This is a genomic window from Kitasatospora sp. NPDC101447 (genome assembly GCF_044767225.1).
Lineage (GTDB): Bacteria > Actinomycetota > Actinomycetes > Streptomycetales > Streptomycetaceae > Kitasatospora.
Genome location: NZ_JBIWNL010000003.1, coordinates 171,337 through 194,402, shown reverse-complemented (window position 1 = coordinate 194,402; position 23,066 = coordinate 171,337). Strand labels below are relative to the sequence as shown.

The following is a 23,066-nucleotide window of genomic DNA, read 5'->3' as shown; positions in this document are numbered from 1 at the left end:
GCCAGCGCCAGGGCCAGGTGCCCCGCCCGGGCGGGGCACCGCGGTGGTACCCGTACGGTCCGGCGCAAGGGTCGATCGTGCCGGCCGGCACTCAGAACCGTTGTGTGGACGCCGGAACGGCGCCTCACCCCCGATCGGGCGAGGCGCCGTTCCGGCGTCACGTCGGCTGCCCGGCGGGCGCTACAGCAGCGCCTCGGAGCCGTGAAGCTCCACGAAGCCGACCACGCGCCGCAGCTGGTCGAAGTTCGTCACGTTGTTGCCGATCAGCCGCACCGAGGCCGGCTGGCCCTGCCGCCAGCTGTGGGCGGCCCGGGAGAGCGCGCCCCACTGGTTCTCCATGTCGCGGTAGTCCACGCTCAGTTGGACGTCGGCCCAGGAGCTGATGTTTCCGTGGACCCGGTTGAAGATCGGCCCGAACCGGGCGGCCTCGGAGAAGACGGTGATGGCCATCAGCATGCCCCGGTCGATGCGGGTCTGGTCCCAGGTGCCGACGTTGTTCAGGTCCCGGAGCGCGTTGAAGATGTTCTGGGCGCCGAGGTGCAGGTTCTCGCGCGTGGTGCCGCCGTTGAGGCTGAGGTAGCTGCCGTTGCGCGGCATGAGCCGCGCCGTCACGCCCAGGTCGTTCTGGAACTGCTGCTGGCGGCCGTCCTGGAAGGCCCAGTGCTGGTTGGCGCTCGGCGAGTAGAAGCCCGCGACGTAGAGGTTGTCGGCCCACAGGTAGACGGAGACGAGGTGGGAGCCGTTGTTGTTGACCCGCACCTGGATCAGCCGGTTGGTGTTCCGGGTGGTCTGCTGGAGGGTCCCGTCGGGGGCGTCGGTCGCATCGCCGTAGCTGTTGCGGTGGATCGCGTCGATCAGGTTCCAGTAGCGGTTCGCGTGCTCCGCCCCACCGGCGGTGATGTTGGTGATGTCCCAGTCGATGACGGGCCAGTTCACCAGCGCTGCGGCCCGGTTCACCGCCGCCGGGCCCGCCTGGCTCACCGCGGCCGGGTGGACGGCGGGGGCGGTCGCCGCGGACGCGGTGCCCGCCAGGGAGACGAGGAGTGCGGTGGCCGCGGAGATCGACAGCAGCACGGAGGAGGTCTTCTTGAGCACGGGTTCCTTCTCGGATGACGGGTGATCGGAGGGGGCTGGTCACCGCGACCGGGCGCGGTCCCAGCGTTCCGATCCAGCATCCGGGCATTCCTGCTGCCGCATTTGTCCTGTCGTGCATGCCCTTTGACCTGCGGGCGAACGGCCGCGAAGGGGCGGCTCGGGTGTGGCGGGCCGGGCGGGTGCCCGGCCTCCTGCCCTGTGCGCTCGCAGCCGCTCCGGCTGCCGTGCCTTGCCGGGGGGAGTCGCTTCCCCCCGGCGGGTGTCATTCGCCCGTCTTCGGGGCCTCGTCGGCGGTGCGAGCGTCAGCGGTGGGAGCGGCGGCGGTGCCGGTGGCGGTGCCGGTGCCGGTGCCGGTGGCGGCGTCGGCGGCCTCCGGCGCGGGGGCCTCGGCCCGGGGGGTCTCCATCGCCGTCATCCGGGGGAGCAGGAACAGCACCGCGACCAGCAGGGCGAGCAGCAGGGTGCCGGCCAGCACGATCGGGGTCCGGATGCTGGCGACGGAGGCGATCCAACCGCTCAGGGCGGCACCGGTCATGATGCCGAGTCGGGTCAGCAGCATGTAGCAGCTGTTGACCCGGCCGAGCAGCTCCTTCGGGACGGCCTGCTGGCGCAGCGAGATCGCCTGGATGTTCCAGGTCACGATGCCGAAGCCGATCACGCCGTACAGCGCGGCGATCTCGAACACCGAGTTGCTCAGCGACATCAGGATCAGCGAGACGCCCATCAGCAGGAAGGCGAGGGCGATCCTGGTGCCCCGGTTGAGCAGGCCGCTGAGCCGGCCGGCCAGGGTGCTCGCGGCGGTGCCGCCGATGGCGCCGGCCGCGAGGACGATGCCGTACGAGGCGGCGGGGGCGTGCACGACCCGGGTGACCATCAGGACCATCATGGTGGTGCCCATGAAGCAGGTCATCGCGCCGAGGGCGGAGAGCACGGCGAGCATCCGCACCTCGCGGTGGCGGACCAGCCAGTTGACGCCCTCGCGGATCTCGGTGAGCACCGGGCGGCCGGCCTTGGCCCGGGCGGTGGTGGAGCGGCCGGTCGCGGCGACCAGGACGGCGGCGAGCGCGAAGGAGGCGCCGTCCACCGTGAAGGGGAAGCCGGCGGCCACGGCGAACAGCGCCGAGCCGAGCAGCGGGCCGATCAGGTTCCCGCCGACGAGCATGTTGGCCTGCATCCGGCCGTTGGCGGCGTCGAGCTGGTCCGGGCGGACCACCTCCGGGACGACCGAGGTGGCGGCGTTGGAGAAGACCGTCTCGCCGCAGCCGAGCAGGAAGGCCACCGCGGCGAGCGCGACCAGCGGCGGGTCGGCGACGAAGACCCAGGCGGCGAAGCCCAGGACGACGACGGCGCGCAGGGCGTCGATCGTCCACATCAGCCGCCGCCGGTCGGACCGGTCGGCGAGCACGCCGCCGTACAGGGACATCAGCAGGTAGGGCAGCGAGGTGGCGACGGAGACCACCGAGACCGCGCTGGGCGAGTCGGAGACCGCCACTGCCAGGAGGGGCAGGGCCGATTCCCGCATGCCGTCGCCGACCGAGGAGATCGCCGAGGCGGACCACAGCAGGGTGAACTTCCGGCCCAGTCGCGGACGGCTTTTGGGTGGCTTCTCTGCCAGGTCTGCTGCGGTCACCGACGCAGTATGTCATGTCCGCGGAGGACCGTTCGGGCGGATTCCGAACTGCCCGGGGTGTCCCGAACTGACCGTGTCGGCAAGGAAGTCGGGGACGTCCTGAGCTGTCCGGACTGTCCTGCGGGTTTGCGGACCCCGGGGTGCCTCCCGGCCGGCCGCGGCCCCGGGCTAGCCGAGACCGGAGACGCCCTTGACGAGCGTGGTCAGCCCGCCCGCCAGTGCCAGGCCGAGCACCACCAGCCGGGCGCGGTCCTCCGCCACCCGCTCGGCGAGCAGCCGGCCGATCACCGCTCCGCCCGCGAGCGCGGCGGCCACCAGGCACCACGCGGACGCGCCCAGTCCGGGCAGGCCCTTGGTGGCCAGTGAGACGGCGTTCACCACCACGCCGTAGAACTGTGCATTGGGTACGAACTGCCGGGCCGTCCAGCCGGTGTTGACGGCGTACAGGGACACGGCCGGGCCGCCCACCCCGGCGGCCGAGTTCATGAACCCGCTGGTCGCGCCGGCGACCAGCGCCCCGCCGACCCCGCGCAGCGCGGACGCCCTGGCCCCGCGCAGGACCAGCAGGGAGGCCAGGCTGACCAGGAGGCCGATGCCGATCAGCAGTGCGGGCTCCGGCACCTCCGCCGCGACCCACGCCCCGGCCGGGACGGTGCAGGTCGCCGCGAGGATCAGCGGGAGCATTGCCGTCAGCCGCACCTGCCGCCAACTGCCCGGCAGGCCGACGGCGCTGATGACGCCGGCGGCGAGGTTCGACAGGGTGACCCCGCCGTTCGGGCCGAGGAGGAGGACCAGGACGGGCGCGGCGACGAGGGCGAAGCCCATGCCGGTCAGCCGCTGGACGGAGGCGCCCGCGAGGACGGTGCAGCCGAGGAGGAGGACGGTGATCCAGCCGTGGTCCATCGGGCTCCTCGGTCGGCGGGCGGTCCGTACCGATCATGCCGCACCGGCGAGTTGCGGGCGGCGCGGGGCAGGCCGGGCCGGTGCGGGAAGGCGGCTCGGGGAGGCCGGCTCGGGGAGGGCAATGGGGGCCCGCGGCGTGGGGGAGGCCACGGGCCCGTCGGTCGTTCGCGGCGCGGGTCGGCGGTTCCGTCGTCAGTGGGCAGGGGGTACGGCGTCGGCGGTGTCCGGGAGCGGGTAGGCGGCGGGGTCGACCGGTCCCGGGAGGTCGGTCGCGGGGCGGGCGGGGGCGGTCGGGTCGGGCAGGGACGGTTGCGCGGGCGGGGCCGGGACCTGGCTGAACGGGATGCCGGGCGGCGCCTGGACCGGGCTGGTGCGGCCGGCGGGCACCGGTCCGCGGCCCTGGACCCCGCAGCCCGCCACCGTCTCCAGGTTCTCCGGGCTCTGCACGGCGGGCTGGTTGCCGCTGAAGCAGTTGGCCGGGTCGACGGAGGCCAGGGCGAGGTCGGTGCCGTTGCCGGTGGCGCGGTTGCCCTCGACGCGGTTGCCGCTCGCCGGGTGGCCGGGCGGGTCGGTGATGACGATGCCGACGGCGCGGTTGCCCCGGACGAGGTTGCGCTGCACCTGGTTCGCCGTGCCACCGCCGATGCCGATGCCGATGCCGAAGCCGCCGTCGGCCTGCTCGGGGGTGTCGGCGGCGTTGTTGTCGGTGACGACGTTGCCCGCGATCACCGCGCCGTGCTGCGGGGCGAGGGCCTCCAGGTCGTTGGAGTTGACGGTGACGCCGACCCGGTTGCCGGTGACCTTGTTGCCGAGGATGGTCAACCCGTCGGAGGCGTTGGTGAGTTCGATGCCGACGGCGTTGCGCTCGACGGTGTTGCCGCGCACCAGGGTGTCGCAGGGCTTGCACTGCCCGACGTAGATGCCGGAGTCGGCCTGCCCGGAGGCGTACGAGTCCTCGATGACGCCGCCGCGCGCGTCGAAGGCGTAGATGCCGTACAGGCCGTTGTCGTAGGCGGTGACGCGGGTCGCCCGGAAGCCCTGGACGGCCGGGAAACGGGCGGTGTCCAGGGGGTCGTAGGCGGAGCCGCCGGCGCCGCGCTGCTGCAGCTTCTCGTCGGTGACGCCGGTGAACAGGACGCCGTTGGCGAGGTAGCCGTGGACGGTGAGGTTCTCGACCACCGAGCCCGGACCGGTGACGGTGACGCCGTTGGCGAGGCGCACGCCGCCGTCGAGCACCACCGTGTTGCGGTCGGTGCCGCGCAGCACGATCCGGGGCTTGGTGATCCGGACGCTCTCGCGGTACGTGCCCGGGTCGACCAGGACGGTGTCGCCCTCGCGGGCCACGTCCACGGCCTGCTGGACGGTCGGGAAGTGCTGTGGGACCCGAACGACCGTTCCTTCCGGGTGTTTTGCATCGGACGAGGTCGAACCTCCGGACGAGCAGCCGGAGATGACGAGCGCGGCGGCACTGAGCAGGGCGGGGAGGAGGGTCCGGACCGCCTTTCCGGGGCGTCGGGTTGTGGTGGAGCGGAATTGACGTGTGGTCAAAAGTTGCATAAGGCGTGTTCTATCGTCTCCAATGTCGCCCATGCATGCCGAAACCGGAAAGGCGCAGGACCGGCCACGAACTGTCGGCCCCGGGGTGGACCGGAGGGCCCTGCTGGCGGGCGGGGCGGCGCTGGCCGCCGGGGTCGGTGCGGGGGTCGGCGCCGGCCTCACGGCGCTCGCCCGCGGGGGCGACGGCGGACGGGCCGCGGCGCCGCCGCCCGAGCCGTCGGTTCCCTTCCACGGCGAGCGGCAGGCCGGAGTGACGGCCCCGCAGCAGCCGGCCACCCAGCTGCTCGCCTTCGACCTGCCGCCCGCCGCCACCTCGGACGGCCGGACCGCCCTGCGGGGCCTGCTCGGGGAGCTGACCCGGGTGCTGGCCGAAGCGAGCAGCGGGACGTCGGCGGACGCGCGCCTGCAGGGCGGCGAACCGGCCCGGCTCAGCAGCCTGGTGGGGGTCGGGCCGGGGCTCGCCTCCCGGCTGGGGCTGAACGTTCCGGCGCCGGTGCTGGCGGAGCTGCCCGCCTTCCCGGGGGACCGGCTCGACCCGGCGCGCGGCGGCGGCGACCTGCTGGTCCAGCTGTGCGCCGCGGACCGGTGGCCGCTGTCCGTCGTCGCCGAGCAGGTCGGCGCGGCGGCCGGGGCGGCGGGCGCCTCGGTGCGGTGGACGCAGTCCGGTTTCCTGCCCCGCACGGCCGCGGGGACGACGCCGAGGAACCTGTTCGGCTTCAAGGACGGCACCGCGAACCCGGACGAGGAGGCCGCCCGGCAGTGGGTCTGGGGCCCGCCCGGCCCGCACCGGCACGGGACCGTCCTGGTCTACCGGCGGATCCGGATGGACACGGCGGCCTTCGGCGCCCTCCCCGCGGACCGCCGGGACCTGGCGATGGGCCGCCGGGAGGGCGACGGCGCGCCGCTCACCGGCTCGGCGGAGCACGACGAGCCGGACATCTACGCGAAGAACCCCGACGGTTCGTACCTCATCCCGGCCACCGCCCACGTCCGGCTCTCCAGCCCCCGGCTGGACGGCGGCGCCCGGATGCTGCGGCGCGGCTACAGCTACGACGACGGGCCGGGCGACCGGGGCCTGCTGTTCTGCGCCTTCGTGCGGGACCCGGCGCAGTTCACCCGGGTGCAGAACCGGCTGGCCGCGCGGGACGCGCTCAACCCGTTCCTGGAGCACACGGCGTCGGCGGTGGTGTACGTGCTGCCGGGGACGGAGGAGGGCGGGGTGCTGGGGGCGGGACTGTTCGGCTGAACGCCCGCGGGCCGTAGCGCCGTACCGGGCCGGCGCCCGCGGGGCGTGCCGCTGTACCGGGCCGTACCCGCCGTCCGCGGGCCGTACCCGCCGTCCGCGGGCGTGGTGCCTGGCGCGGGCGTGGTGCCGCGCGCGGGCCGTACCGCCTGCGGTCGGGGCGGTACGGCCCGGTGCGGTTCACCAGTCGACCGGAATCCGGGCCGGGCTCCGGGTGGTGCTGCCGAGCTGCCACGCGAGCTCCGCGACCGGGGTGGTGAGGCGCAGGCCGGGCAGGGCGGCGGCCAGGCGCCGGAGGGACTCGCGCATTTCGAGGCGGACGCGCCAGGCGCCGATGCAGTAGTGCGGACCGGCGCTGAAGGCGAGGGTGGGCGCGGCGAGGGGGAGGTCGAGGTCGGCGTCGAGGCCCTCGGGGTAGACGTCCGGGTCGCGGTTGGCGCTGCCGAGGCTGATGGCGACGACGGCGTCGGCCGGGATGGTGGCACCGCCGAGTTCGATCGGGGCGGTGGCGCGGCGGATGGTCGCCTCGTCGTCGCCGAGCGGGATGAAGTGCAGCAGGCGTTCGGCGGTCCGCTCGGCGGTGACCGGGTCGGCGAGCCGGGGCCAGTGCTCGGCGCGTTCGCCGAGGAGGTAGACGAGGGCGTTGCCGAGGGCGCCGGCGACGCTCTCGTTGCCGCTGGCGGTGAGGCCGGCGACGAGGTGGACGAGGGACTCCTCGGGGATGCCGCCGTCGTGGTCGGCGGCCTGGACGAGGCGGCTGACCAGGTCGTCGCCGGGCTCGCGGCGGCGGCGTTCGATCAGCTCGGTGGTGAACGCGCCGTACTCGGCGAGGGCTTCGGCGTGGTCTTCGGCGTCGTCCGCGTCCGCCTCGCCGTGCGCGGCGTCGTCCGCGCTCGTGTCGCCGTTCGCGTCGCCGTCCCCGTCCCGGTCCGCGGAACCGTCCGCGGAACCGTCGCCCGGGGCGCCGCCCTGGGCGAGCAGTGCGAGGGTCCAGCGGTGCAGTCGTTCCTCGTCCAGGCTGTCCGGACCGTCGCCGTCGAGCCCCATCAGCCGGGTGGTGACGGCGAACGGCACCGGCCGGGTGAACGCGGCGACGAGGTCGGCCGGCGGGCCTGCCGCGACCAGCGCGTCCACCGACTGCTGGACGGCGGCCGCGACCCAGGGCTGCCAGCCGGCGATGGCGCGCGGGGTGAAGGCCCGCTGGACGGTGGCGCGCAGGCGGCGGTGGGCGGGGCCGTCCTGGTTGAACAGGGACGCCGGGTTGGCGGCGACGTCGGCGGTGGCGCCCGCGGTGCCCACGTCGTGCAGGTCGGCCCGGGTGATCCGGGGGTCGCCGAGGACCTGCCGGACGTCGTGGTAGCGGGTGACCAGCCAGGCGGGGGTGCCGTCGGGGAGGGTGGTCGGGTGGGGCGGCCGGACGGGGGAGACGGGGAGCCGGTGGAGCGGGGGGAGGGCGGTCCTGGTGGCGGCGGGGGAGTCCATGGGTCCCTTCGGGGGTCGGCGGGCGGCGGGTGGCGGGTGGGCGGGCCGGCTGGTCGACGGGAGAAGGGAGTGGGGAGCAGGAGAACGGACGATCCAACTGTCATATTTTCATGGGGAATTGGAGGCTTAGGGCGCTTCTCCCGTTGTGCCCGATGGTATGCCCCCGAACAGCGCGCCGGGCAGGAACGGCCGCAGCGCGCCCAGGACGGCGCCGATGCAGGCGTCGCGCAGCTCGTCGCGGGTGCAGCTCTCCTCGGTCAGCCAGTCGATGACCAGCACCCGGACGAACACCAGCCAGCTGCGCAGGATCTGTGACACGGCCCGCCGCGCCGTCTCGTCCGCGAGCGGGAGGACGCCGAGCAGTCGGCCACGCAGGGCGTCGAGCTCCTCGGTGATGATCGTCTGGATCACCTGGTCCCCGGCCAGGACCCGGTTGGCGGCGAGCACGGCGTGCCGGTTGGCGACGAAGTAGTCCAGGTGGGCGTCCATGCCCTCGACCAGCTGCTCGATCAGGGAGTCGGCGGGATCGAACCGGGACTTGGCGAGCAGCTCGTCGGCCGCCTGCCGGTAGACCTCGGCGAACAGGTCGTGCTTGCTCGGGAAGTGACGGTAGAGCAGCGCACGCGAGACCCCGGCCTGCTCGGCGACCTCCTCCATCAGCACCTCCTCGTACGGGCGGGCGGCGAAGAGCCGGGCGCCGACGGAGAGCAGCTGGGCGCGCCGCTCGGCGGGGGAGAGCCGGCGGCGTCGTTCGTGGACTGGCATGCGCGCCAGGTTACTTGACACGTGTCCACTGGTGGTCGAGCTTAGTAGACGCGTGTCAACTAGGGCGTGCGTCGTGAGGGCGCATGCCGGTGAGCGCGTGCGCCGAGCGGGCGCGCTCCGACGGGACCGACGACGGGTGGACGGGTCATGGCCAAGACGCTGCGGGTGCTCGTGTGGGCGATGGGGGTCGCCGATGTGGCGATCGGGTTCTTCCACATCCTGGTGGGGAACGCCGCGGTGCCCGGGGCCGCGGACGCCGGCCCCACGATCGACAGCTTCGGCCGCTTCATGGGCGCGATCTTCGCGGGGTACGGCGCCGCCTGGATCTGGGCCGCCCGGCAGGCGCCGGTGCCGGCCCGGGTGGTGCGGTGGCTGGCGGCGGTGTTCCTGCTGGGCGGCCTCGGGCGGGTGCTGTCCATTGCGGTGGACGGGTGGCCGCACGGCTTCCAGGTGGTGCTGATGGGGATCGAACTCGGGCTCGCGCCGGTCTACTTCTGGCTCGCCGACGCGGACGAACGGGCGCGGGCCGAGGCGTCGTCGCGGCTCTCCGCCCCGGCTCAGGCCACCGGGGCGTAGCCCCCGGGGTGCCCGGCGGCGCCCGGGTCGGTGGCACCCGGGTCGGCGGCGCCCGGGTCGGTGGCACCCGGGTCGCCGGTGGCGCCGGTCAGCGCGACGTAGCCGTCCGGCCGGACGAGGACGACGGCGCCGCCGCGCAGCCCGTACGCCCGGGCCAGGTGGCCGTCGGGGTCGAGGACGGCGGCCCGGCGCAGCTCGACGGAGCGCAGGTCGAGCAGGTCGAGCAGGTCGGGCAGGTCGACCGGACCGGGCGGACCGGCCGGATCGGTGGGCCCGCCGATGGTCAGCAGGGTGAAGTGCGGGCCGCGGAAGAGGTCGAACAGCCGGGTCGGCCTGCCGTCGGCGGTGGTGCAGGGCGCGTCGGGGGCGCGGTCGCCGGCCCGGACGCCGGTGGCGTCGTCGAGGTTCCGGCCGAGCGGCCCGCTCCGGTAGCCGACGGAGAGTCCGGTGAAGTCGGAGCCGGCGGCGGCCGGGTTGACGAACTGGTCGGTCAGCGCGCGGGCGCCGTCCGCGCCGAACAGCGCCTTGTGCTGGGCGGAGGTGGCGGCGAGGACGGCGCGGGCGACGGGCAGGCGCTCGTCCTGGTAGCTGTCGAGCAGTGCGTCGGGCGCGCCGCGCAGGACGGCGGCCAGCTTCCAGCTCAGGTTGTGCGCGTCCTGGATGCCGGTGTTCATGCCCTGGCCGCCCGCCGCGGAGTGGCAGTGCGCGGCGTCGCCGGCGAGCAGTACCCGGCCGTCGCGGTAGCGCTCGACCATGCGGACCGTCGGCCGCCAGACGGTGGACCAGCTCGGTTCGTGCAGCGTGACCCCGGGCAGTGCGGCGCGTTCGGCGAACAGCCGGCGGAAGGTCTCCGCGGTCGGGTCGGGGATCGCGCCGTGCTCGTCCGGCGCGACGGAGGCGTGCACCGCCCAGTTGGCGTCGGCCCGCATCGGGATCATGGCCAGGGCGCCGACGCCGAGCCGGGGGTCGTTCCAGATGTGCATGGCGTCGGTGTCCAGGCCGTCGACTTCCATCGAGGCCATGAGGAATCGTTCCTCCTCCCAGGTCTCGCCGAGGAAGGGGATCCCGGTCAGCTTCCGGACGGAGCTGCGGCCGCCGTCGCATCCGACCAGGAAGCGGGCGCCCAGCCGTTCGGTCCGGCCGGAGCGCCGGACGGTGGCCAGCACGCCGTCCGCGTCCTGGGTGAAGCCGACCAGTTCGGTGTCCGTCTCGACGGTGACGCCGAGTTCGGCGAGCCGTCCGCGCAGCACCTCCTCGGTGTGGTGCTGGCCGAGCAGCAGCATGCCGGCGTACGGGCGGTCGGGGGTGGGGCGGTTGCCGGGTGCCGGGTCCACCTCGCCGACGAGCCGACTCCCCTCGTACGTCCGGACCTTGAGGTCGAGCGTGCCGCGGTCGAGGATCGCGTCCACGACGCCGAGGTCGTCGAACACCTCCAGTGTGCGCGGGTTGATCCCCTTGCCGCGGACGCCGCGGTCGCGGAACTGCGGCTCCCGCTCGATGACGCGGCAGTCCACCCCGGCGCGGGCCAGCCCGAGGGCGAGCGCGAGGCCCACCGGGCCGGCGCCGACCACCAGGACCTCGGCCCGGCCGGTGTCGCCGGCGGGCCGTGCGGCGTGCGGGGTGGTGCGTTCGGTGTGCGCGGCGTGCGTGGTGTGCGTGGTGTGCGGGGTGGTGCGTGTGGCGTTGTGCGTGACAGCAGGCGTGACGTTGCGCATGACGGACCCCCTGGGTACCCATCCATCCGGCCATAAGATACGGCGCGTTTCTTGTCTCTGACTGTAGACTCGAATCGATAAGAAACGCAACGTATCTACGAGCGTGGGTGCGACGGACGCGGGAGGCGCGGGACCCGGTGGTGAGCGAGAGAGCGGGATCGGGATCGGCAACCGGACCGGCGGCGGGGCCGGCCGGCGCGTCACGGCGGCGCGGGAGCGAGCTGGAACGGGCGATCCTGGACGCCGTCTGGGCCGAACTCGCCGACCACGGGTACGACCGGCTCACCATGGAAGGCGTCGCCGCCCGGGCGCGGACCAGCAAGCCGGTGCTCTACCGCCGCTGGCCGAACCGGGCCGCCCTGGTCATCGCCGCCCTCGGCCGCAACGCCCCCGACTACCAGGAGCCGCCGGACACCGGCGAGTTGCGCACCGACCTCGCACTCTTCATGGCCAGTCTGCTGCACCGCTTCGACGACCTGCCGACCGACGCCGTCCACGGCTTCCTGGTCGACCTGCTGCGCGATCCCGAACTGCGGGCCGGCTTCACCGGCGGGCTCACCGCCGAGGGGCCGGTCGGCAGCCTGGGCGCGATGATGCGCCGCGCGGCCGACCGGGGCGAGATCAACCCCGACCGGATCACCCCGCGCGTCGTCTCGCTCCCGCTCGACCTGCTGCGCGACGCCTTCCTGACGGGCGGCGCCGTACCGTCCGACGACGTGGTGGCGGAGGTGCTGGACGAGGTCGTGATGCCGCTGCTGCGCTCCCCGTCCGGGAACTGACGGTCAGTCGGTCCCGCCGCGCACCGATCCCACCGGCCCGCCGGGCATCGATCCCGTCGACCCGTCAGGCCTGGCCTATGCTCGGGGCCCATCGAACGTGCGTCCGCGAGGAGGGTCCGAAGCATGAGCGGCACCGTGGTGGCGGTCAGCAGCAACGCCGAGTACGCGTTCACCAAGCCGAACCGGGCCGGCATCAGGTTGCTCGCCGGGCTCGGCGTGGAGGGCGATGTGCACGCCGGGGTGACGGTCAGGCACCGCTCGCGCGTCGCCCAGGACCCGACCCTGCCCAACCTGCGGCAGGTCCACCTGATCCACCGCGAACTGCTCACCGAGCTCGCCGGATCCGGGTTCGACGTGGCGCCGGGTGCGCTCGGCGAGAACATCACCACCGAGGGCGTGGACCTGCTCGGCCTGCCGGTCGGCGCGCTGCTGCGGATCGGTCCGGAGGCCGAGGTGGAGATCACCGGCCTGCGCAACCCGTGCGCACAGATCGAGAACTACCGGACGGGCCTTCTGAAGCAGGTTGTCGGCCGCGCCGCGGACGGGACGATCGTCCGCCGGGCCGGGATCATGGGCACCGTCCGTACGGGCGGCGCGGTCCGGCCCGGCGACGCGATCGCCGTCGAACTGCCGGACGGGCCGCACCGGGCGCTCGACCGGGTCTGACGGTCCGCGACCGGGCTGAGGTCGTGCCCGGGCGCGACGGTTCACGACCGGACGTCAGGGGGCGCGCGGACCGTCAGCGCGGCGGTTGCCCGTCGACCCGGCGCAGGTCGTAGAGGTGCGACTTCCCGGCCTTTCCGGCTGTGCCAGGCGCAGAGCGGCGGGACCGGATCCCCGGCCGTTCCCTCGGGCAGCGGCGCGGAGTTGGGCGCCCCGGCGGCGTCGACGGTGCACCAGCCGCACTGGTCGAAGTGGTAGACCAGACCGTCCAGTCGGCGGACGAACTCGATCGACGCCGCGGCGGATCCCCCAACTCGTCTGCCCCGCAGGCCCGAAGGGCTTCGAGGATACCCCTGGTCCGATACCCCCCACCCGTACCCGGCTTCCGCCTCCCCGGGGTTCCACTCTCCCGGGTTCGGCCGTGGGCCCGTTCTCGCGGGCCCCGTGCGCGGAGCGGGTGTCGTGCCGGTCGGATCAGGACCGGACGAGGCGGGCGATCGCCTGGTTGGCCTCGCGGATCTTGACGCCCGCCTCCTGGCCGCCCTCGGCGATGGCGTCGCGGACGCAGCACTCGATGTGCTCGTCCAGGAGTTGGAGGGCGAAGGACTGGAGTGCGCGGCTGGCGGCGGAGACCTGGGTGAGGACGTCGATGCAGTAGGTGTCCTGCTCGACCATGCGCTGCAGGCCGCGGATCTGTCCCTCGATGCGGCGGAGCCGCTTGAGGAAGTCGTCCTTGTGGGAGCTGTAGCTGGCCATGGCCGTCTCCGGTTCCTGTGCGGTGAGGAGGGTGCTCACTCTACCGGCGCGCTCCGGCGGGGGAGTCGGCCCGGACGGGCGGTGGCGCCCGCCCGTCCGTCCGGGCCTCGGGGGTCAGCCGTCGAGGCGGCCGACCAGGTCGTAGCCGGCCTCGTCGACGGCGGCGGCCACGTCGGCGTCGGCCAGCGGCCGGGTGCTGCGGACGGTGACCCTGCCGGAGGCGAGGTCCACGGCGACGTCGGTGACGCCCTCGACCTTCTTCAACTCGGCCGTGACCGAGGTGACGCAGTGGCCGCAGGTCATGCCCTTGACCTGGAAGGCCGAGGTCAGGGCGGACGCGTCCTCGGGGGTCGCGTCGCCGCCGGTGCTGCACGAGCCGCAGCAGGAGGAGGCCCCGGCGGTGGTCGACTCGACGGTGAGGGTGGTCTCGCTGGTCTCGCTCATGGGTGTGCTCCTGTCGTCAGTGCCCGGCGCCTTCCGGAGTGGCCCGGTCGGCCGGCTGCTTCCTTCATGCGAGAAGGTACCATACCCCCCTAGGGTATCCAAGGGGTCGGGCGGGCCCCTGTTCGGCGGCCGCCTCCACCCGCCCCGGATACGTCAACGCCGCGCTGTGGCGCCCCTGTTGCGGGTGGTCGGGCAGGGTGGGAGGGCGCCGTCCCGACCCCGCCCACCACACGAGGTGAACCCCATGGACCAGACCACCCGACCCGGCCCGCGCGGCCTGCGCGAGATCCTCGCCGCCGGCGAACGGACGTACTCCTTCGAGTTCTTCCCCGCCAAGGACGACTCCGGCGAGCGCGCCCTGTGGGCCGCGATCCGGCGGGTGGAGGCGGCCGCGCCGACCTTCGTCTCGGTCACCTACGGTGCCGGCGGCTCCTCGCGCGACCGCACCATCGAGACCACCGAGCGGATCGCCGCGCAGACCACGCTGCGCCCGGTCGCCCACCTGACCGCCGTCGGCCACTCCACCGCCGAACTGCAGGCCGTCCTGCGGCGCTACGCGGACGTCGGGATCCGTGACGTGCTCGCCCTGCGCGGCGACCCGCCCGGCAACCCCAACGGCGTCTGGGAGCAGCACCCGCAGGGCCTGCGGCACGCCGTCGACCTGGTCCGGCTGGTCAAGCAGTGCGGCGCGTTCACCGTCGGCGTGGCGGCCTTCCCCGAGCGCCACCCGCGCTCCGCGGACTGGGACGACGACGTCCGGCACTTCGTCGCCAAGTGCCGGGCGGGCGCCGACTACGCCGTCACCCAGATGTTCTTCGAGGTCGAGCACTACCTGCGGCTGCGGGACCGGCTGGCCGCGGCGGGCTGCGGGACCCCGGTCATCCCGGAGATCATGCCCGCCACCGACGTGCGCCAGATCAGCCGCTTCGCCGAGCTCAGCGGGGCGTCCTTCCCGGCCGGCCTGGCGCTGCGGCTGGAGGCGGCCCGCGGCGACCGGGCGGCCGCGCACCGCATCGGCGTCGACCACGCCACCCGGATGGCCGAGCGCCTACTGAGCGAGGGCGCGCCCGGCCTGCACTACATCACCCTGAACCGCTCCACCGCCGCACTGGAGATCCACCGCAACCTCGGGCTCGACCGGTCGGCGGGGGAGGAGGCGCCGGCTCCGGAGGCCCGGCCGCTGATCGGCAGCCGCATCTGACGCGAGCGCGCGCGGCGATCACGTGACCGGGGGCGTCCGGTCGGACTTCCTCACGTCGAGCGGGAGCCCTTGATCAGTGCACGGTGACCTGGATGCTCTTGGAGATATCGCACCTTTCCAAGTCGTACGTCGGTACGCCGTCGTGGCAGCCCCCCTCGCCGAACAACCACGTCAGTGTGGTGGTTCCGGGCGCCAGGGCGGTGAAGGTCAGGTCGAACTCGGAGCCGCAGCCCGCTTTGGGCTCGTCCGTGGGGCAGGGAGTGATGACGAAGTCCTTGCCGGGGCGCAGCACGCTGCCGTCGCCCGCCGAGGAGAGGTACCACCACAGTGGCCGGGCACCCCCGGTCGTCCTGACACCGAGCTGCTGTCCGACCGCCAGGGTCACCGTGCTGGGCGGGTACGGGGACCGGCCGTCTCCCGCGTCGTCGGGGAGGGAAACCTCCACCTGCGGCCGGGTGGCGGTGGCGGCCGCGGGACCGGCCGGGTCGGAGTCGGACCACCAGTCGTCGAGGTAGGAGAAGAGCAGCAGGGCGACGGCCACGAGTGCCACCACGCTCGTGATGGTTCGGCGCATCAGGTGTTCCCTTCCCGGACGTGGCGACGCATGGCGATCAGGAGCGCTACCTCGGCCAGCCAGCGTGCGAACAGGACCTCGCGGCCGAGGTCCGCCCCGCCGGCCGCGGCGGCGCGCAGCCAGCCGCGGACCAGCTCGCCCGGTTCCCGGCCGATCACCGGTTCGGGCAGGTCGAGCGCGGCGGCGAAGCCGCCGGCGCGCACGTACTGGGCCAGGACGCCCAGGGGGTCGGGGCCGATGCGCAGGGCCTCGGCCTGGTAGGAGGCGGCGATGGCCGCCTCGCCGAAGAGCACCCGGCGTGGGACTCCGTCGATCAGCAGGCCACGGGTGAGGGCGGACTCGACGTCGTAGCCGGTCATCAGTTCGGTGTCGGGGAGGAAATCGGTCATTTCGGAAGCTCCGCGCCGTAGGGCCGGTTGATCTTCGCATCGCCGGTGAGGCCACCGGTATTGATGCTGTTGTGGATGAACTGGTCCTCGGTCACCCACACCGACTGGCCCCAGGGGTTGTAGACCTGCAGGCGGTCGCCGTCCCGGGCCACGATCACCATCTGGTGGTAGCCGCCGTCCTTGCCGGCCGCCTTGCTGGCCTCGTCGAAGGCGCAGAACGGCACCGGCTTGCCCTCGTCCAGGGCCTTCTCGATCCGGGTGACGGCCGCGCGCCGGTCGTCGTCGGTGTCCAGGTTGACGTACTCGTAGGTCGAGCCCGTGGCCTTCCCGAGGTTCTGGTTGGCGAGGAAGGTGTTGCCCTTGGGGCCGATTCCGCCGCCGTTCTCCGGGTAGACCTTGGTGCCGCCGTCGGCCAACTGGCCCTGCTGGTACTGGCCGATGAAGAGCTGCTGGAGGCGTTGCTGGAAGTACTGGGGCGAGTCGGCTCCCGGGACGTCGGTCATGTTGCCGGTGGTGAGCTGCAGCATCGTCACCGGGTCGAGCTTGAGGCTCGCGACCATCGTGGAGGCGGCTACGCAGTCGCCGACGTTGCGCTGGCTGTAGATGTCGTAGCCGTCGACGATCTGGGTGCCCTTGTAGTTCAGGAGGATCGTGTGGGTGGTGGACTCCTCCTGCAGGGGGTCCGTGGCGAGCGCCGGGACCAGGTGTTCGGACAGCCAGCGCGGGTCGTCGCCGTGGGGGTGGATCAGCGCGGCGAACTGCTGGACGTCGGCCACCGGGTGGCCGGCCGCCAGGGCCTTCCAGAGGTAGGCGGCCTCCTCCGGCGACTTGGCGTCGGACAGGAGCTTCTGGAAGGCCAGCTGGTCGGTGCCGTTCATCACGGACATGAACTGCTCGGCGCGGTCGAGCTGGCCGTCCGTCAGGATGTAGTCGCCGTCCGCACCGCCGCCGGGGCCCTTCTCGTTCGCCAGTACCAGCGCCGCGAGGGGGTCGATCGGCCCCTGTCCGGCGCGCTCGGTGCGGGCCCTGGCGGCGAGCTGGTTGAGCATGCTCGCGGCGTGGGTGCCGCTGCTCTCCGCCCGCTGGGCGGCCGAGATCCTGGTTCCCACGGCCGTGTTGGCGGGTTCGATGGCGGCGATGGCTGTGCCCATGTCGAAGGCGTCGTGGGCGAGGGACTTCTGCACGTTCTCCAGGGCGGTCACGCCCTGCGCGTCGGTGCTCTGGGCCCCTTCCAGGTTGTCTGCCCAGGTGTTCAGCTCGGTGGCGGCCTGCTCCAACGACTTCTGGGAGACGCTCAGTTCGTTCGCCAGCGCCCGGATGGACTGGGTGGCGTTCTCGGCGACCGAGCCGGTCCAGGCGTTCGGAAGGCGGTTGTCGGCGACCTCCCCGAGGTCGGTGGACGCCTTGGCGTAGGCCTTGGCGGTCTCCGCGTACGCCTTGGCCCGCTCTCGTATCGCGCCCGGGTTCCCGGCCGGCCGGGGCACTGCCAGGGCCTTGCCGATCGCACCGAGCAGGACGGGGCCGATGAAGAAGCTGTCGCCGGGGTGGGTGATGGCCTGCTGCGCCTTCTGCAGGTCCGCGACCTTGCTCATCGCGTCTGCGCCGGGGTCAGTGACGCGGCGAGCTTCGACTCCGCGGCACGGTAGTTGGCGTTGGTGGCCGACATCTTCTGGACCAGTTGCGCCACGGCGCGCTGGGTGACGTGCAGTTCCTGGCTCCAGTTGCTGTCGAAGCCCGCCCAGGCCTGGTCCACGCCGAACTCGCCGAAGTCGGCGGACTGGACGGGCGTCTGCGCGGTGTAGGACTGGTTGGCCGAGGCCAGGTCGGTCGCGACGTTGTTGAGTGCCGTCGTCACGTGCTCCAACGCGTCGGGCTGGACGGTGTACCCCACCGAGTCGGGCATCGGCTGCTCTCCCCCAAGAAGCTCCATGGCTCGCCGTGATCGGACGAGCACGGTCGACGAGCATAGACGTAACCGGGGGAGCGCCGGTTCCGGGGTCGGTCCGGGGAGGGATGTCGGCGCGCCACGCAGGCCAATACCCCGTACGGGTATATCGTGGCCGCGCCCAGCGGACTCCCACGGCACGGTGCCCGGCCCGGGCGCCAACCGGGAAGGCGGACCACCATGCACGCGATCCTGCACGCGCTGTCCATCGCCGGATCGATGACCTGGGAGATCACCTGGGCGCTGATCCTCGGCTTCCTGCTCTCCGCCGTCGTCCAGGCCGTCGTCCACAAGGCCACCGTGGTCCGGCTGCTGGGCGACGACCGCCCCCGCACCCTCGCTGCCGCGGCCGGCCTCGGCGTCGCCTCCTCGTCCTGCTCCTACGCCGCCGTCGCCCTGGCCCGCTCGCTGTTCCGCAAGGGCGCGGACTTCACCGCCGCGATGGCCTTCGAGATCGCCTCGACCAACCTGGTGATCGAACTCGGCATCATCCTCGCCCTGTTGCTCGGCTGGCAGTTCACCGCGGCCGAGTTCGTCGGCGGGCCGGTGATGATCCTGCTGCTCGCCGTGCTGTTCCGGCGGCTGCTGACCGACCGGCTGCTGCGGGAGGCCCGCGAGCAGGCCGAGCACGGCCGGGCGGGCTCGATGGAGGGCCACGCGGCGATGGACATGTCGGTGGCGGGGGAGGGCTCCTTCGCCCGCCGGCTGCTCACGGGGAAGGGATTCACCTCGGTCTCCCACGTCTTCGTGATGGAGTGGGCGGCGATCCTGCGGGACCTCGTCCTCGGCCTGCTCATCGCCGGCGCCATCGCCGCCTGGGTGCCCGACTCCTTCTGGCAGTCCTTCTTCTTCGTCGACCACCCGCTCGCGAGCAAGCTCTGGGGCCCACTGGTCGGCCCGCTGGTGGCGATCGCGTCGTTCGTCTGCTCGATCGGCAACGTGCCGCTGGCGGTGGTGCTGTGGAAGGGCGGGATCAGCTTCGGCGGAGTGGTCGCGTTCATCTTCGCGGACCTGCTGATCCTGCCGATCCTGAACATCTACCGGAAGTACTACGGTCGGCGGACGGCGCTGTTCCTGCTCGGCACCTTCTATGTGGCGATGGTCCTCGCCGGCTACTTCGTCGAGCTCGTCTTCGGTGCCCTCGGCCTGATCCCGGACAACCGCGACGTGGAGATCCCGATGTCCGGCGTCCAGTGGAACTACACGACCTGGCTCAACATCGTCTTCCTGCTGCTCGCCGCCGCCCTGCTGGTCCGCTTCTTCCGCACCGGCGGCCGGGCGATGCTCCGCATGATGGGCAGCGCCCCCGATGCGGGTGGGCGCACGGGCCACGGTCACCGCTGATGAAGTTTGCGCGAGAAGTCGGCCAGGCCGACTTCTCGCGCAGGGAGTTCAGACGCTGGGGATGTCCCCGGTCTTGATGGCGGTGACGAACGCCGTCCATGCGTCGGAGGGGAAGACGAGCGCGGGGCCGTTGGGGTCCTTGGAGTCGCGGACCGGGACGGTGTCAAGGAAGCCGTCCGCGACCTCGACACAGTTCCCCTGGTTGGCGCTGAACTTGCTCTTGCGCCATACGGCACGGCTCAGATCCATAGCACTCCGATCGGTGTCCTTCGCGTAACTGCCGTTGAACTCGCGTGGGAAGTCGGACGGGCCGACTTCCCACGCGGGGTTGTTCACGCGCTGGGGATGTCCCCGGTCTTGATGGCGGTGAGGAAGGCCGTCCAGGCGTCGGTGAGGAAGGCGAGCGTCGGGCCGTTGGGGTCCTTGGAATCTCGTACGGCCATTCCACCGACGGTGATGTGCCCTGTTTCTACGCACTCAGTCGCCTGAGCGCTGTAGCTGCTCTTGTACCAGCCCCGAGCTGAGATCTCCGGCATGGTTACACTCTCACCCTCTTGTCGGATCCGGCACTCACGTCTCTGCCGCGATGGCGGTGATCATATCGAGCGACTGGGTCGGGTTCAGAGCTGACGACCGCAGGTAGTCGAAGACGAGCCCGTAGCCGGCCAGCTCCGCCTCTTTCTCCAGGTAGTGACTGCTGGTCAGCGTCTCCAGGGCCACCGCGCCGGAAGTGGACGAGTCCGTGAACCCGAGCATCACGAACCCGCCGCACGCTCCGGCAACTGCCCCCACCTCCAGTGGCACGACCTGCATTGTGAGGTTGGGGAGCTGCGATGCCTCGGCGAGGTAATGCAACTGTGCTCGGTGTACGTCAGCCCCACCCACAGGGCATCGGAGGGCGGGTTCCCAGATGATTGCCCAGAAGCGTGCCGGGTCCGGCTTGGTCAAGACCGCCTTGCGTTCCATTCGCACCTTGACCAACTGATCGATGCGCTCCGGCCGAACAGCGGCGGGGTTCGCTTCCAGCAAAGCCTGGGCGTAGTCCTCGGTCTGCAAGAGGCCTGGGATGACCAGAGGTTGCCACGTTCGGATGTACCGGGCGTCGCCCTCCAGGTCAAGGTAGTCGGCGTAGGCGGGCGGAATCGTGTCGCCGTAGTCGTGCCACCAGCCGCGCTTCTTGCTTTCCCGAGCGAGTGTTTCGAGGGCGTCCCTGTCCCGGGGCTCGGTCACTCCATAGACGTCCAGCAGGATGCCGAGGTCCAAACGCCGGATCCCGACAACGCCGGTCTCTATGCGGCTGATCTTCGCGCGCGAGCACTTCAGAGCACCTGCGGCGTCGTCTGTGCTCTTGCTCGCCGACTCCCGAAGCCGGCGAAGCTCTGAGCCAAGACGGCGGCCGCGCACGGTCGGCCTTGATTCGTCAGTCACGGCGTTCCTTCCCTGAGGCCTGTCCAGTCTGCCTTGTGACGTGGCATCTGATCCAGGCTAGCCAATCTGCACTGATGCAGAACGGCATGTTGCGATGAGCACTGATGCGGTGCATGCTACTTGGCGTAGTGCGATGCGACACACAGCGTGATCAATGCGGCTCATCGCTCGGGCATCCCTTTGCCCTCCGCCGCCTTCGGATCGCGAACTTTCCCACCACCCCCGGAGGAGGCCCCGCCATGCCCGGAAAGTTGGAGAAGCCGCCCGCCCCCACCAGCCCGTACTCGTGGTGGCTGCCCAGGCACCACAAGTCCGCCGGGTTCGCCCGGCGGTTGCTCCGCACCTTCCTCGCCGGCCAGCCTGACGGTGAACGGTTCCTCGACACCGGCGAGTTGCTGCTCGGGGAGCTCGTCACCAACGCGGTCCTGCACGCCAAGACCCCGCCGGGGCGGCTCATCTTCATCCGGTTCGAACTCGACCCCGACTCGCTTCGCATCGAGGTGCACGACGCCGACGCCAACCAGCCGTCCGTGCCGCACCCCGCCACCGAGCAGGACGAGAGCGGGCGCGGGCTCTGGCTCGTTTCCCAGCTGGCGTCCGGCTGGGGCTGCGGCCCCCGCGCCGGTGGCATCGGCAAGATGGTGTGGGCGTTGATCGACGGGGGCTCGCAGTGAGCGTCGAACTCCCCTTCCCCGTCAGCGTCGAGATCAAGGGCGTCGCGAAGGTCGCCACCTTCGCCAAGCTCCCCGATGCCCTCGACGCCGTCCGCGCCAGCCTCGCCCGGCTCCCGTTGGACGAGGACCAGGCCGGCTACCTCGCCGATTACTTCTCCCCGGCCTCTGCCAAGCGGATCGCCCACCAGTTGATCCACGTCGGCGCGGTGCGAGTGCTCGCCTTCGTGGGGATCGAGTCCCACCTCATTGACCTCCGGCCGGCCGCCGAGTGATCCGGCGACTCACCTGGGCCCGCATCGAGATGTGGTGGTGTCTCAGCGCCCAGTTCTCCCGCCCGGTCCGCGCCGTCAGCCCGCGCCGCCAGGCCGCCCATGCCGAGATGCAGCTCTGGGCGGCCACCCCGGGCAACGCCGAAGCCCTTCTCCGCACGGTGCTCCGGCAAGCCGCCCGAGGGTGAGCAGCGGTGCCGGGCGATCCCTCCCGGACCGCCCGGCACTTTCCGTCTGGGCATGTTCATCCGAGTAATCTGCGCACCTGTGAACGACACCTACGGCCTGCTCGCTGGCCTGGCGCAAGCCGGGAGCATCACCGCACTGCGCGGCCTACTGCCCGAAGTCGTGCCATGGGTTGTGTCCCTGCCCAGTGAGGACATCGAGACCCTGCTCACCGAACTGACCGACACGGCACACAATGAGGCGGATCCGGACAACCTCGCCCCGATCGCGGTGCTGCTCGCCCAGTGGAAGCGCAGCGCCGAGATCCACGCGGACCCCGCGTTGCATGCCCGTCTCGCCTGCGAGCCCGAGGGTGACCTCGGGCCCGTCCCCGTCCCCGAGTTGGCCGACTGACCCGATCAAGGGTGTGAACAAGACCATGCCGGGCGATCCCAGATTCGGGATCGCCCGGCATCTTCCGTTGGGAAGCGCGTTCAGTGCTGGTGGACGCCCGTGTCCCCCGTGGCAGCGATGGTGGCGCCGTCGGCTGTCAGGGTGAAGGCCGCCGTGCGGACGGTGTCCTGGTGCTTGAAGTCCAGGAAGAGGCGGTAGCTGCCGGCGCTCGGGGCGGTGGTGGTGAAGCCGATCTCCGGGCCCGGGGCGGTGGTGTCCGGGTGGACGTGCAGGTAGGCGAGGTCGCCGGCGCGGAGGGCGACCAGGTGGCCGTACGCCCCGAGGTAGGGCTGGAGGTCGGTGACCGGCCGGCCGTCCTTGCTGACGCTCAGGGTGAGCCGGCCGCTGCGCCCGGGGGCGAGGTCGCCGCCGAGGGTGACGGTGTAGCCGTCGACGGTGACGGTCCGTCCGATCTGCGGGAGCGGGGCCGGGCGCAGGTCGCCGGCGGCGTGCAGGTCGGCGCCGAGGGTGAGGCCCTCGGCGGCGCCGGCCGGGGTGAAGTCGGCGAACACCCGGTACTCCCCGGCTGCGGGGACGGCGGTCGGGGCGCTCCAGGTGCCATCGGCGCCGAGGGTCGGGTGCAGGTGCTGGTAGGTGGAGAGGTCGCGCGGGGCGACGATCAGGTGCAGGTCCTTCTCGTGCTGCTGCTGGTAGGAGGTGACCGGCCGGCCGTCGGCGCCGAGGATGCGGAACCGCAGGTCGGTGGGGGAGCCGGCGGTGACGAAGGGGTTCTCGACGCTGAGCGTGTAGCCGCGTTCGGAGATCTGCAGCCCGCCGGGCAGGTGCTCGCCGGCGGCACCGTCGCCCGCCTCCTCGGCGTGTCCGGTGTGTCCGGCGTTCCCGGCGTTCCCGCTGTTCCCGGTGTCGTGTCCGCCGTGCCGGGCCGTGGCGGGCTGGGGGGAGGTGCCGCTGCCGGTGGCGTTGCCGACGCCGAGGGCGAGGCCGAACGCGGCGGCGAGGCCGGCGGTGAAGGCGGTGATGCGCAGCGCGGTGTTCATGGCGGGGTTCTCCTCGGG

Annotated in this window: 26 protein-coding genes; 9 read left to right on the top strand and 17 right to left on the bottom strand. The window is 72.5% G+C overall.

The features are described from left to right. Positions 1-180: 180 nt before the first annotated feature. The 4 genes from ACIRST_RS05835 to ACIRST_RS05820 form a co-directional block, all read right to left on the bottom strand. Positions 181-1,095, bottom strand: a complete 915-nt coding sequence (locus ACIRST_RS05835) for a ribosome-inactivating family protein (RefSeq protein WP_350521170.1) — start codon at positions 1,093-1,095, stop codon at positions 181-183. 262 nt (positions 1,096-1,357) lie between these two features. Further along, positions 1,358-2,725 (bottom strand): MFS transporter, encoded by a 1,368-nt coding sequence (locus ACIRST_RS05830; protein WP_402800368.1) that lies wholly within the window; start codon positions 2,723-2,725, stop codon positions 1,358-1,360. A gap of 168 nt (positions 2,726-2,893) precedes the next feature. Beyond that, positions 2,894-3,628 (bottom strand): TSUP family transporter, encoded by a 735-nt coding sequence (locus tag ACIRST_RS05825; protein ID WP_402800365.1) that lies wholly within the window; start codon positions 3,626-3,628, stop codon positions 2,894-2,896. Between the two features lie 192 nt (positions 3,629-3,820). Beyond that, on the bottom strand, positions 3,821-4,978 hold the full coding sequence (locus ACIRST_RS05820; protein ID WP_402800363.1) for a right-handed parallel beta-helix repeat-containing protein: 1,158 nt from the start codon (positions 4,976-4,978) through the stop codon (positions 3,821-3,823). A 238-nt stretch (positions 4,979-5,216) separates the two neighbouring features. On the opposite strand from ACIRST_RS05820, the gene ACIRST_RS05815 reads away from it, so the two are divergent. After that, positions 5,217-6,431, top strand: coding sequence for a Dyp-type peroxidase (locus ACIRST_RS05815; protein WP_402800361.1), 1,215 nt, complete (start codon positions 5,217-5,219; stop codon positions 6,429-6,431). A gap of 177 nt (positions 6,432-6,608) precedes the next feature. Here the strand turns inward: ACIRST_RS05815 and ACIRST_RS05810 are convergent, their stop codons facing one another. Next, on the bottom strand, positions 6,609-7,910 hold the full coding sequence (locus ACIRST_RS05810) for a cytochrome P450 (protein WP_402800359.1): 1,302 nt from the start codon (positions 7,908-7,910) through the stop codon (positions 6,609-6,611). 126 nt (positions 7,911-8,036) lie between these two features. Next, entirely contained in the window at positions 8,037-8,675 is a 639-nt protein-coding gene (locus tag ACIRST_RS05805; protein ID WP_350521164.1) for a helix-turn-helix domain-containing protein, read from the bottom strand. 147 nt (positions 8,676-8,822) lie between these two features. Here ACIRST_RS05805 and ACIRST_RS05800 point away from each other — a divergent pair, with 147 nt between their 5' ends. Beyond that, complete coding sequence (locus tag ACIRST_RS05800; protein WP_350521163.1) at positions 8,823-9,251, top strand: DUF4345 domain-containing protein; 429 nt, start codon at positions 8,823-8,825, stop codon at positions 9,249-9,251. On the opposite strand, the gene ACIRST_RS05795 is transcribed toward ACIRST_RS05800, so the two are convergent. After that, positions 9,233-10,966 (bottom strand): FAD-dependent monooxygenase, encoded by a 1,734-nt coding sequence (locus ACIRST_RS05795; protein ID WP_402800357.1) that lies wholly within the window; start codon positions 10,964-10,966, stop codon positions 9,233-9,235. The two genes, ACIRST_RS05800 and ACIRST_RS05795, sit on opposite strands and share 19 nt — an antisense overlap. A 140-nt stretch (positions 10,967-11,106) precedes the next feature. On the opposite strand from ACIRST_RS05795, the gene ACIRST_RS05790 reads away from it, so the two are divergent. Beyond that, positions 11,107-11,745 (top strand): TetR/AcrR family transcriptional regulator, encoded by a 639-nt coding sequence (locus tag ACIRST_RS05790; RefSeq protein ID WP_350521161.1) that lies wholly within the window; start codon positions 11,107-11,109, stop codon positions 11,743-11,745. A 123-nt stretch (positions 11,746-11,868) separates the two neighbouring features. Beyond that, positions 11,869-12,411, top strand: coding sequence for an MOSC domain-containing protein (locus ACIRST_RS05785; protein WP_350521160.1), 543 nt, complete (start codon positions 11,869-11,871; stop codon positions 12,409-12,411). A gap of 471 nt (positions 12,412-12,882) precedes the next feature. On the opposite strand, the gene ACIRST_RS05780 is transcribed toward ACIRST_RS05785, so the two are convergent. Together ACIRST_RS05780 and ACIRST_RS05775 are read right to left on the bottom strand one after the other, a co-directional pair. Then, complete coding sequence (locus ACIRST_RS05780; protein WP_350521159.1) at positions 12,883-13,164, bottom strand: metal-sensitive transcriptional regulator; 282 nt, start codon at positions 13,162-13,164, stop codon at positions 12,883-12,885. A 114-nt stretch (positions 13,165-13,278) separates the two neighbouring features. Further along, complete coding sequence (locus tag ACIRST_RS05775) at positions 13,279-13,608, bottom strand: heavy-metal-associated domain-containing protein (RefSeq protein ID WP_402800356.1); 330 nt, start codon at positions 13,606-13,608, stop codon at positions 13,279-13,281. Positions 13,609-13,852: 244 nt separating this feature from the next. Here ACIRST_RS05775 and metF point away from each other — a divergent pair, with 244 nt between their 5' ends. Further along, positions 13,853-14,809 carry a methylenetetrahydrofolate reductase [NAD(P)H] gene (gene metF / locus ACIRST_RS05770; RefSeq protein ID WP_402800353.1) on the top strand — a complete coding sequence of 319 codons (957 nt, stop codon included), beginning with the start codon at positions 13,853-13,855 and terminating at the stop codon, positions 14,807-14,809. Positions 14,810-14,882: 73 nt separating this feature from the next. Here metF and ACIRST_RS05765 read toward each other — a convergent pair whose 3' ends face one another. The 4 genes from ACIRST_RS05765 to ACIRST_RS05750 are packed head-to-tail and all read right to left on the bottom strand — an operon-like array spanning position 14,883 to position 17,675. Next, on the bottom strand, positions 14,883-15,383 hold the full coding sequence (locus ACIRST_RS05765) for a hypothetical protein (RefSeq protein ID WP_350521156.1): 501 nt from the start codon (positions 15,381-15,383) through the stop codon (positions 14,883-14,885). Then, on the bottom strand, positions 15,383-15,772 hold the full coding sequence (locus ACIRST_RS05760) for a hypothetical protein (RefSeq protein WP_350521155.1): 390 nt from the start codon (positions 15,770-15,772) through the stop codon (positions 15,383-15,385). The genes ACIRST_RS05765 and ACIRST_RS05760 overlap by 1 nt, the downstream gene beginning before the upstream one ends. Beyond that, positions 15,769-17,364 (bottom strand): hypothetical protein, encoded by a 1,596-nt coding sequence (locus ACIRST_RS05755; protein WP_402800351.1) that lies wholly within the window; start codon positions 17,362-17,364, stop codon positions 15,769-15,771. Before ACIRST_RS05755 ends, ACIRST_RS05760 begins: the two co-directional genes overlap by 4 nt. Continuing rightward, positions 17,361-17,675, bottom strand: a complete 315-nt coding sequence (locus tag ACIRST_RS05750; RefSeq protein ID WP_402800350.1) for a hypothetical protein — start codon at positions 17,673-17,675, stop codon at positions 17,361-17,363. The genes ACIRST_RS05755 and ACIRST_RS05750 overlap by 4 nt, the downstream gene beginning before the upstream one ends. A gap of 222 nt (positions 17,676-17,897) precedes the next feature. Between ACIRST_RS05750 and ACIRST_RS05745 the strand changes: the two genes are divergently transcribed. After that, the gene (locus ACIRST_RS05745) at positions 17,898-19,061 is read left to right on the top strand and encodes a permease (RefSeq protein WP_402800348.1); all 1,164 of its coding nucleotides are present in this window, start codon (positions 17,898-17,900) and stop codon (positions 19,059-19,061) included. Positions 19,062-19,109: 48 nt separating this feature from the next. Here the strand turns inward: ACIRST_RS05745 and ACIRST_RS05740 are convergent, their stop codons facing one another. The 3 genes from ACIRST_RS05740 to ACIRST_RS05730 all read right to left on the bottom strand — a co-directional run bounded on the left by ACIRST_RS05740 (position 19,110) and on the right by ACIRST_RS05730 (position 20,489). Further along, positions 19,110-19,310, bottom strand: a complete 201-nt coding sequence (locus tag ACIRST_RS05740) for a DUF397 domain-containing protein (RefSeq protein WP_350521151.1) — start codon at positions 19,308-19,310, stop codon at positions 19,110-19,112. An 83-nt stretch (positions 19,311-19,393) separates the two neighbouring features. Continuing rightward, the gene (locus tag ACIRST_RS05735) at positions 19,394-19,597 is read right to left on the bottom strand and encodes a DUF397 domain-containing protein (protein ID WP_350521150.1); all 204 of its coding nucleotides are present in this window, start codon (positions 19,595-19,597) and stop codon (positions 19,394-19,396) included. A gap of 34 nt (positions 19,598-19,631) precedes the next feature. Continuing rightward, a complete protein-coding gene (locus tag ACIRST_RS05730) occupies positions 19,632-20,489 on the bottom strand; it encodes a helix-turn-helix domain-containing protein (protein WP_402800344.1) in 858 nt (285 codons plus the stop codon). Between the two features lie 239 nt (positions 20,490-20,728). Here ACIRST_RS05730 and ACIRST_RS05725 point away from each other — a divergent pair, with 239 nt between their 5' ends. The 3 genes from ACIRST_RS05725 (at position 20,729) to ACIRST_RS05715 (ending at position 22,011) form a co-directional block, all read left to right on the top strand. Beyond that, on the top strand, positions 20,729-21,163 hold the full coding sequence (locus tag ACIRST_RS05725) for an ATP-binding protein (RefSeq protein ID WP_402800342.1): 435 nt from the start codon (positions 20,729-20,731) through the stop codon (positions 21,161-21,163). After that, entirely contained in the window at positions 21,160-21,435 is a 276-nt protein-coding gene (locus tag ACIRST_RS05720) for a hypothetical protein (protein WP_402800340.1), read from the top strand. Before ACIRST_RS05725 ends, ACIRST_RS05720 begins: the two co-directional genes overlap by 4 nt. Before the next feature lie 264 nt (positions 21,436-21,699). Continuing rightward, positions 21,700-22,011: a hypothetical protein gene (locus ACIRST_RS05715; RefSeq protein ID WP_350521146.1), complete on the top strand. Its 312-nt coding sequence runs from the start codon at positions 21,700-21,702 to the stop codon at positions 22,009-22,011. 80 nt (positions 22,012-22,091) lie between these two features. On the opposite strand, the gene ACIRST_RS05710 is transcribed toward ACIRST_RS05715, so the two are convergent. Then, positions 22,092-23,048, bottom strand: coding sequence for a hypothetical protein (locus ACIRST_RS05710; RefSeq protein ID WP_402800338.1), 957 nt, complete (start codon positions 23,046-23,048; stop codon positions 22,092-22,094). Positions 23,049-23,066 lie beyond the last annotated feature (18 nt).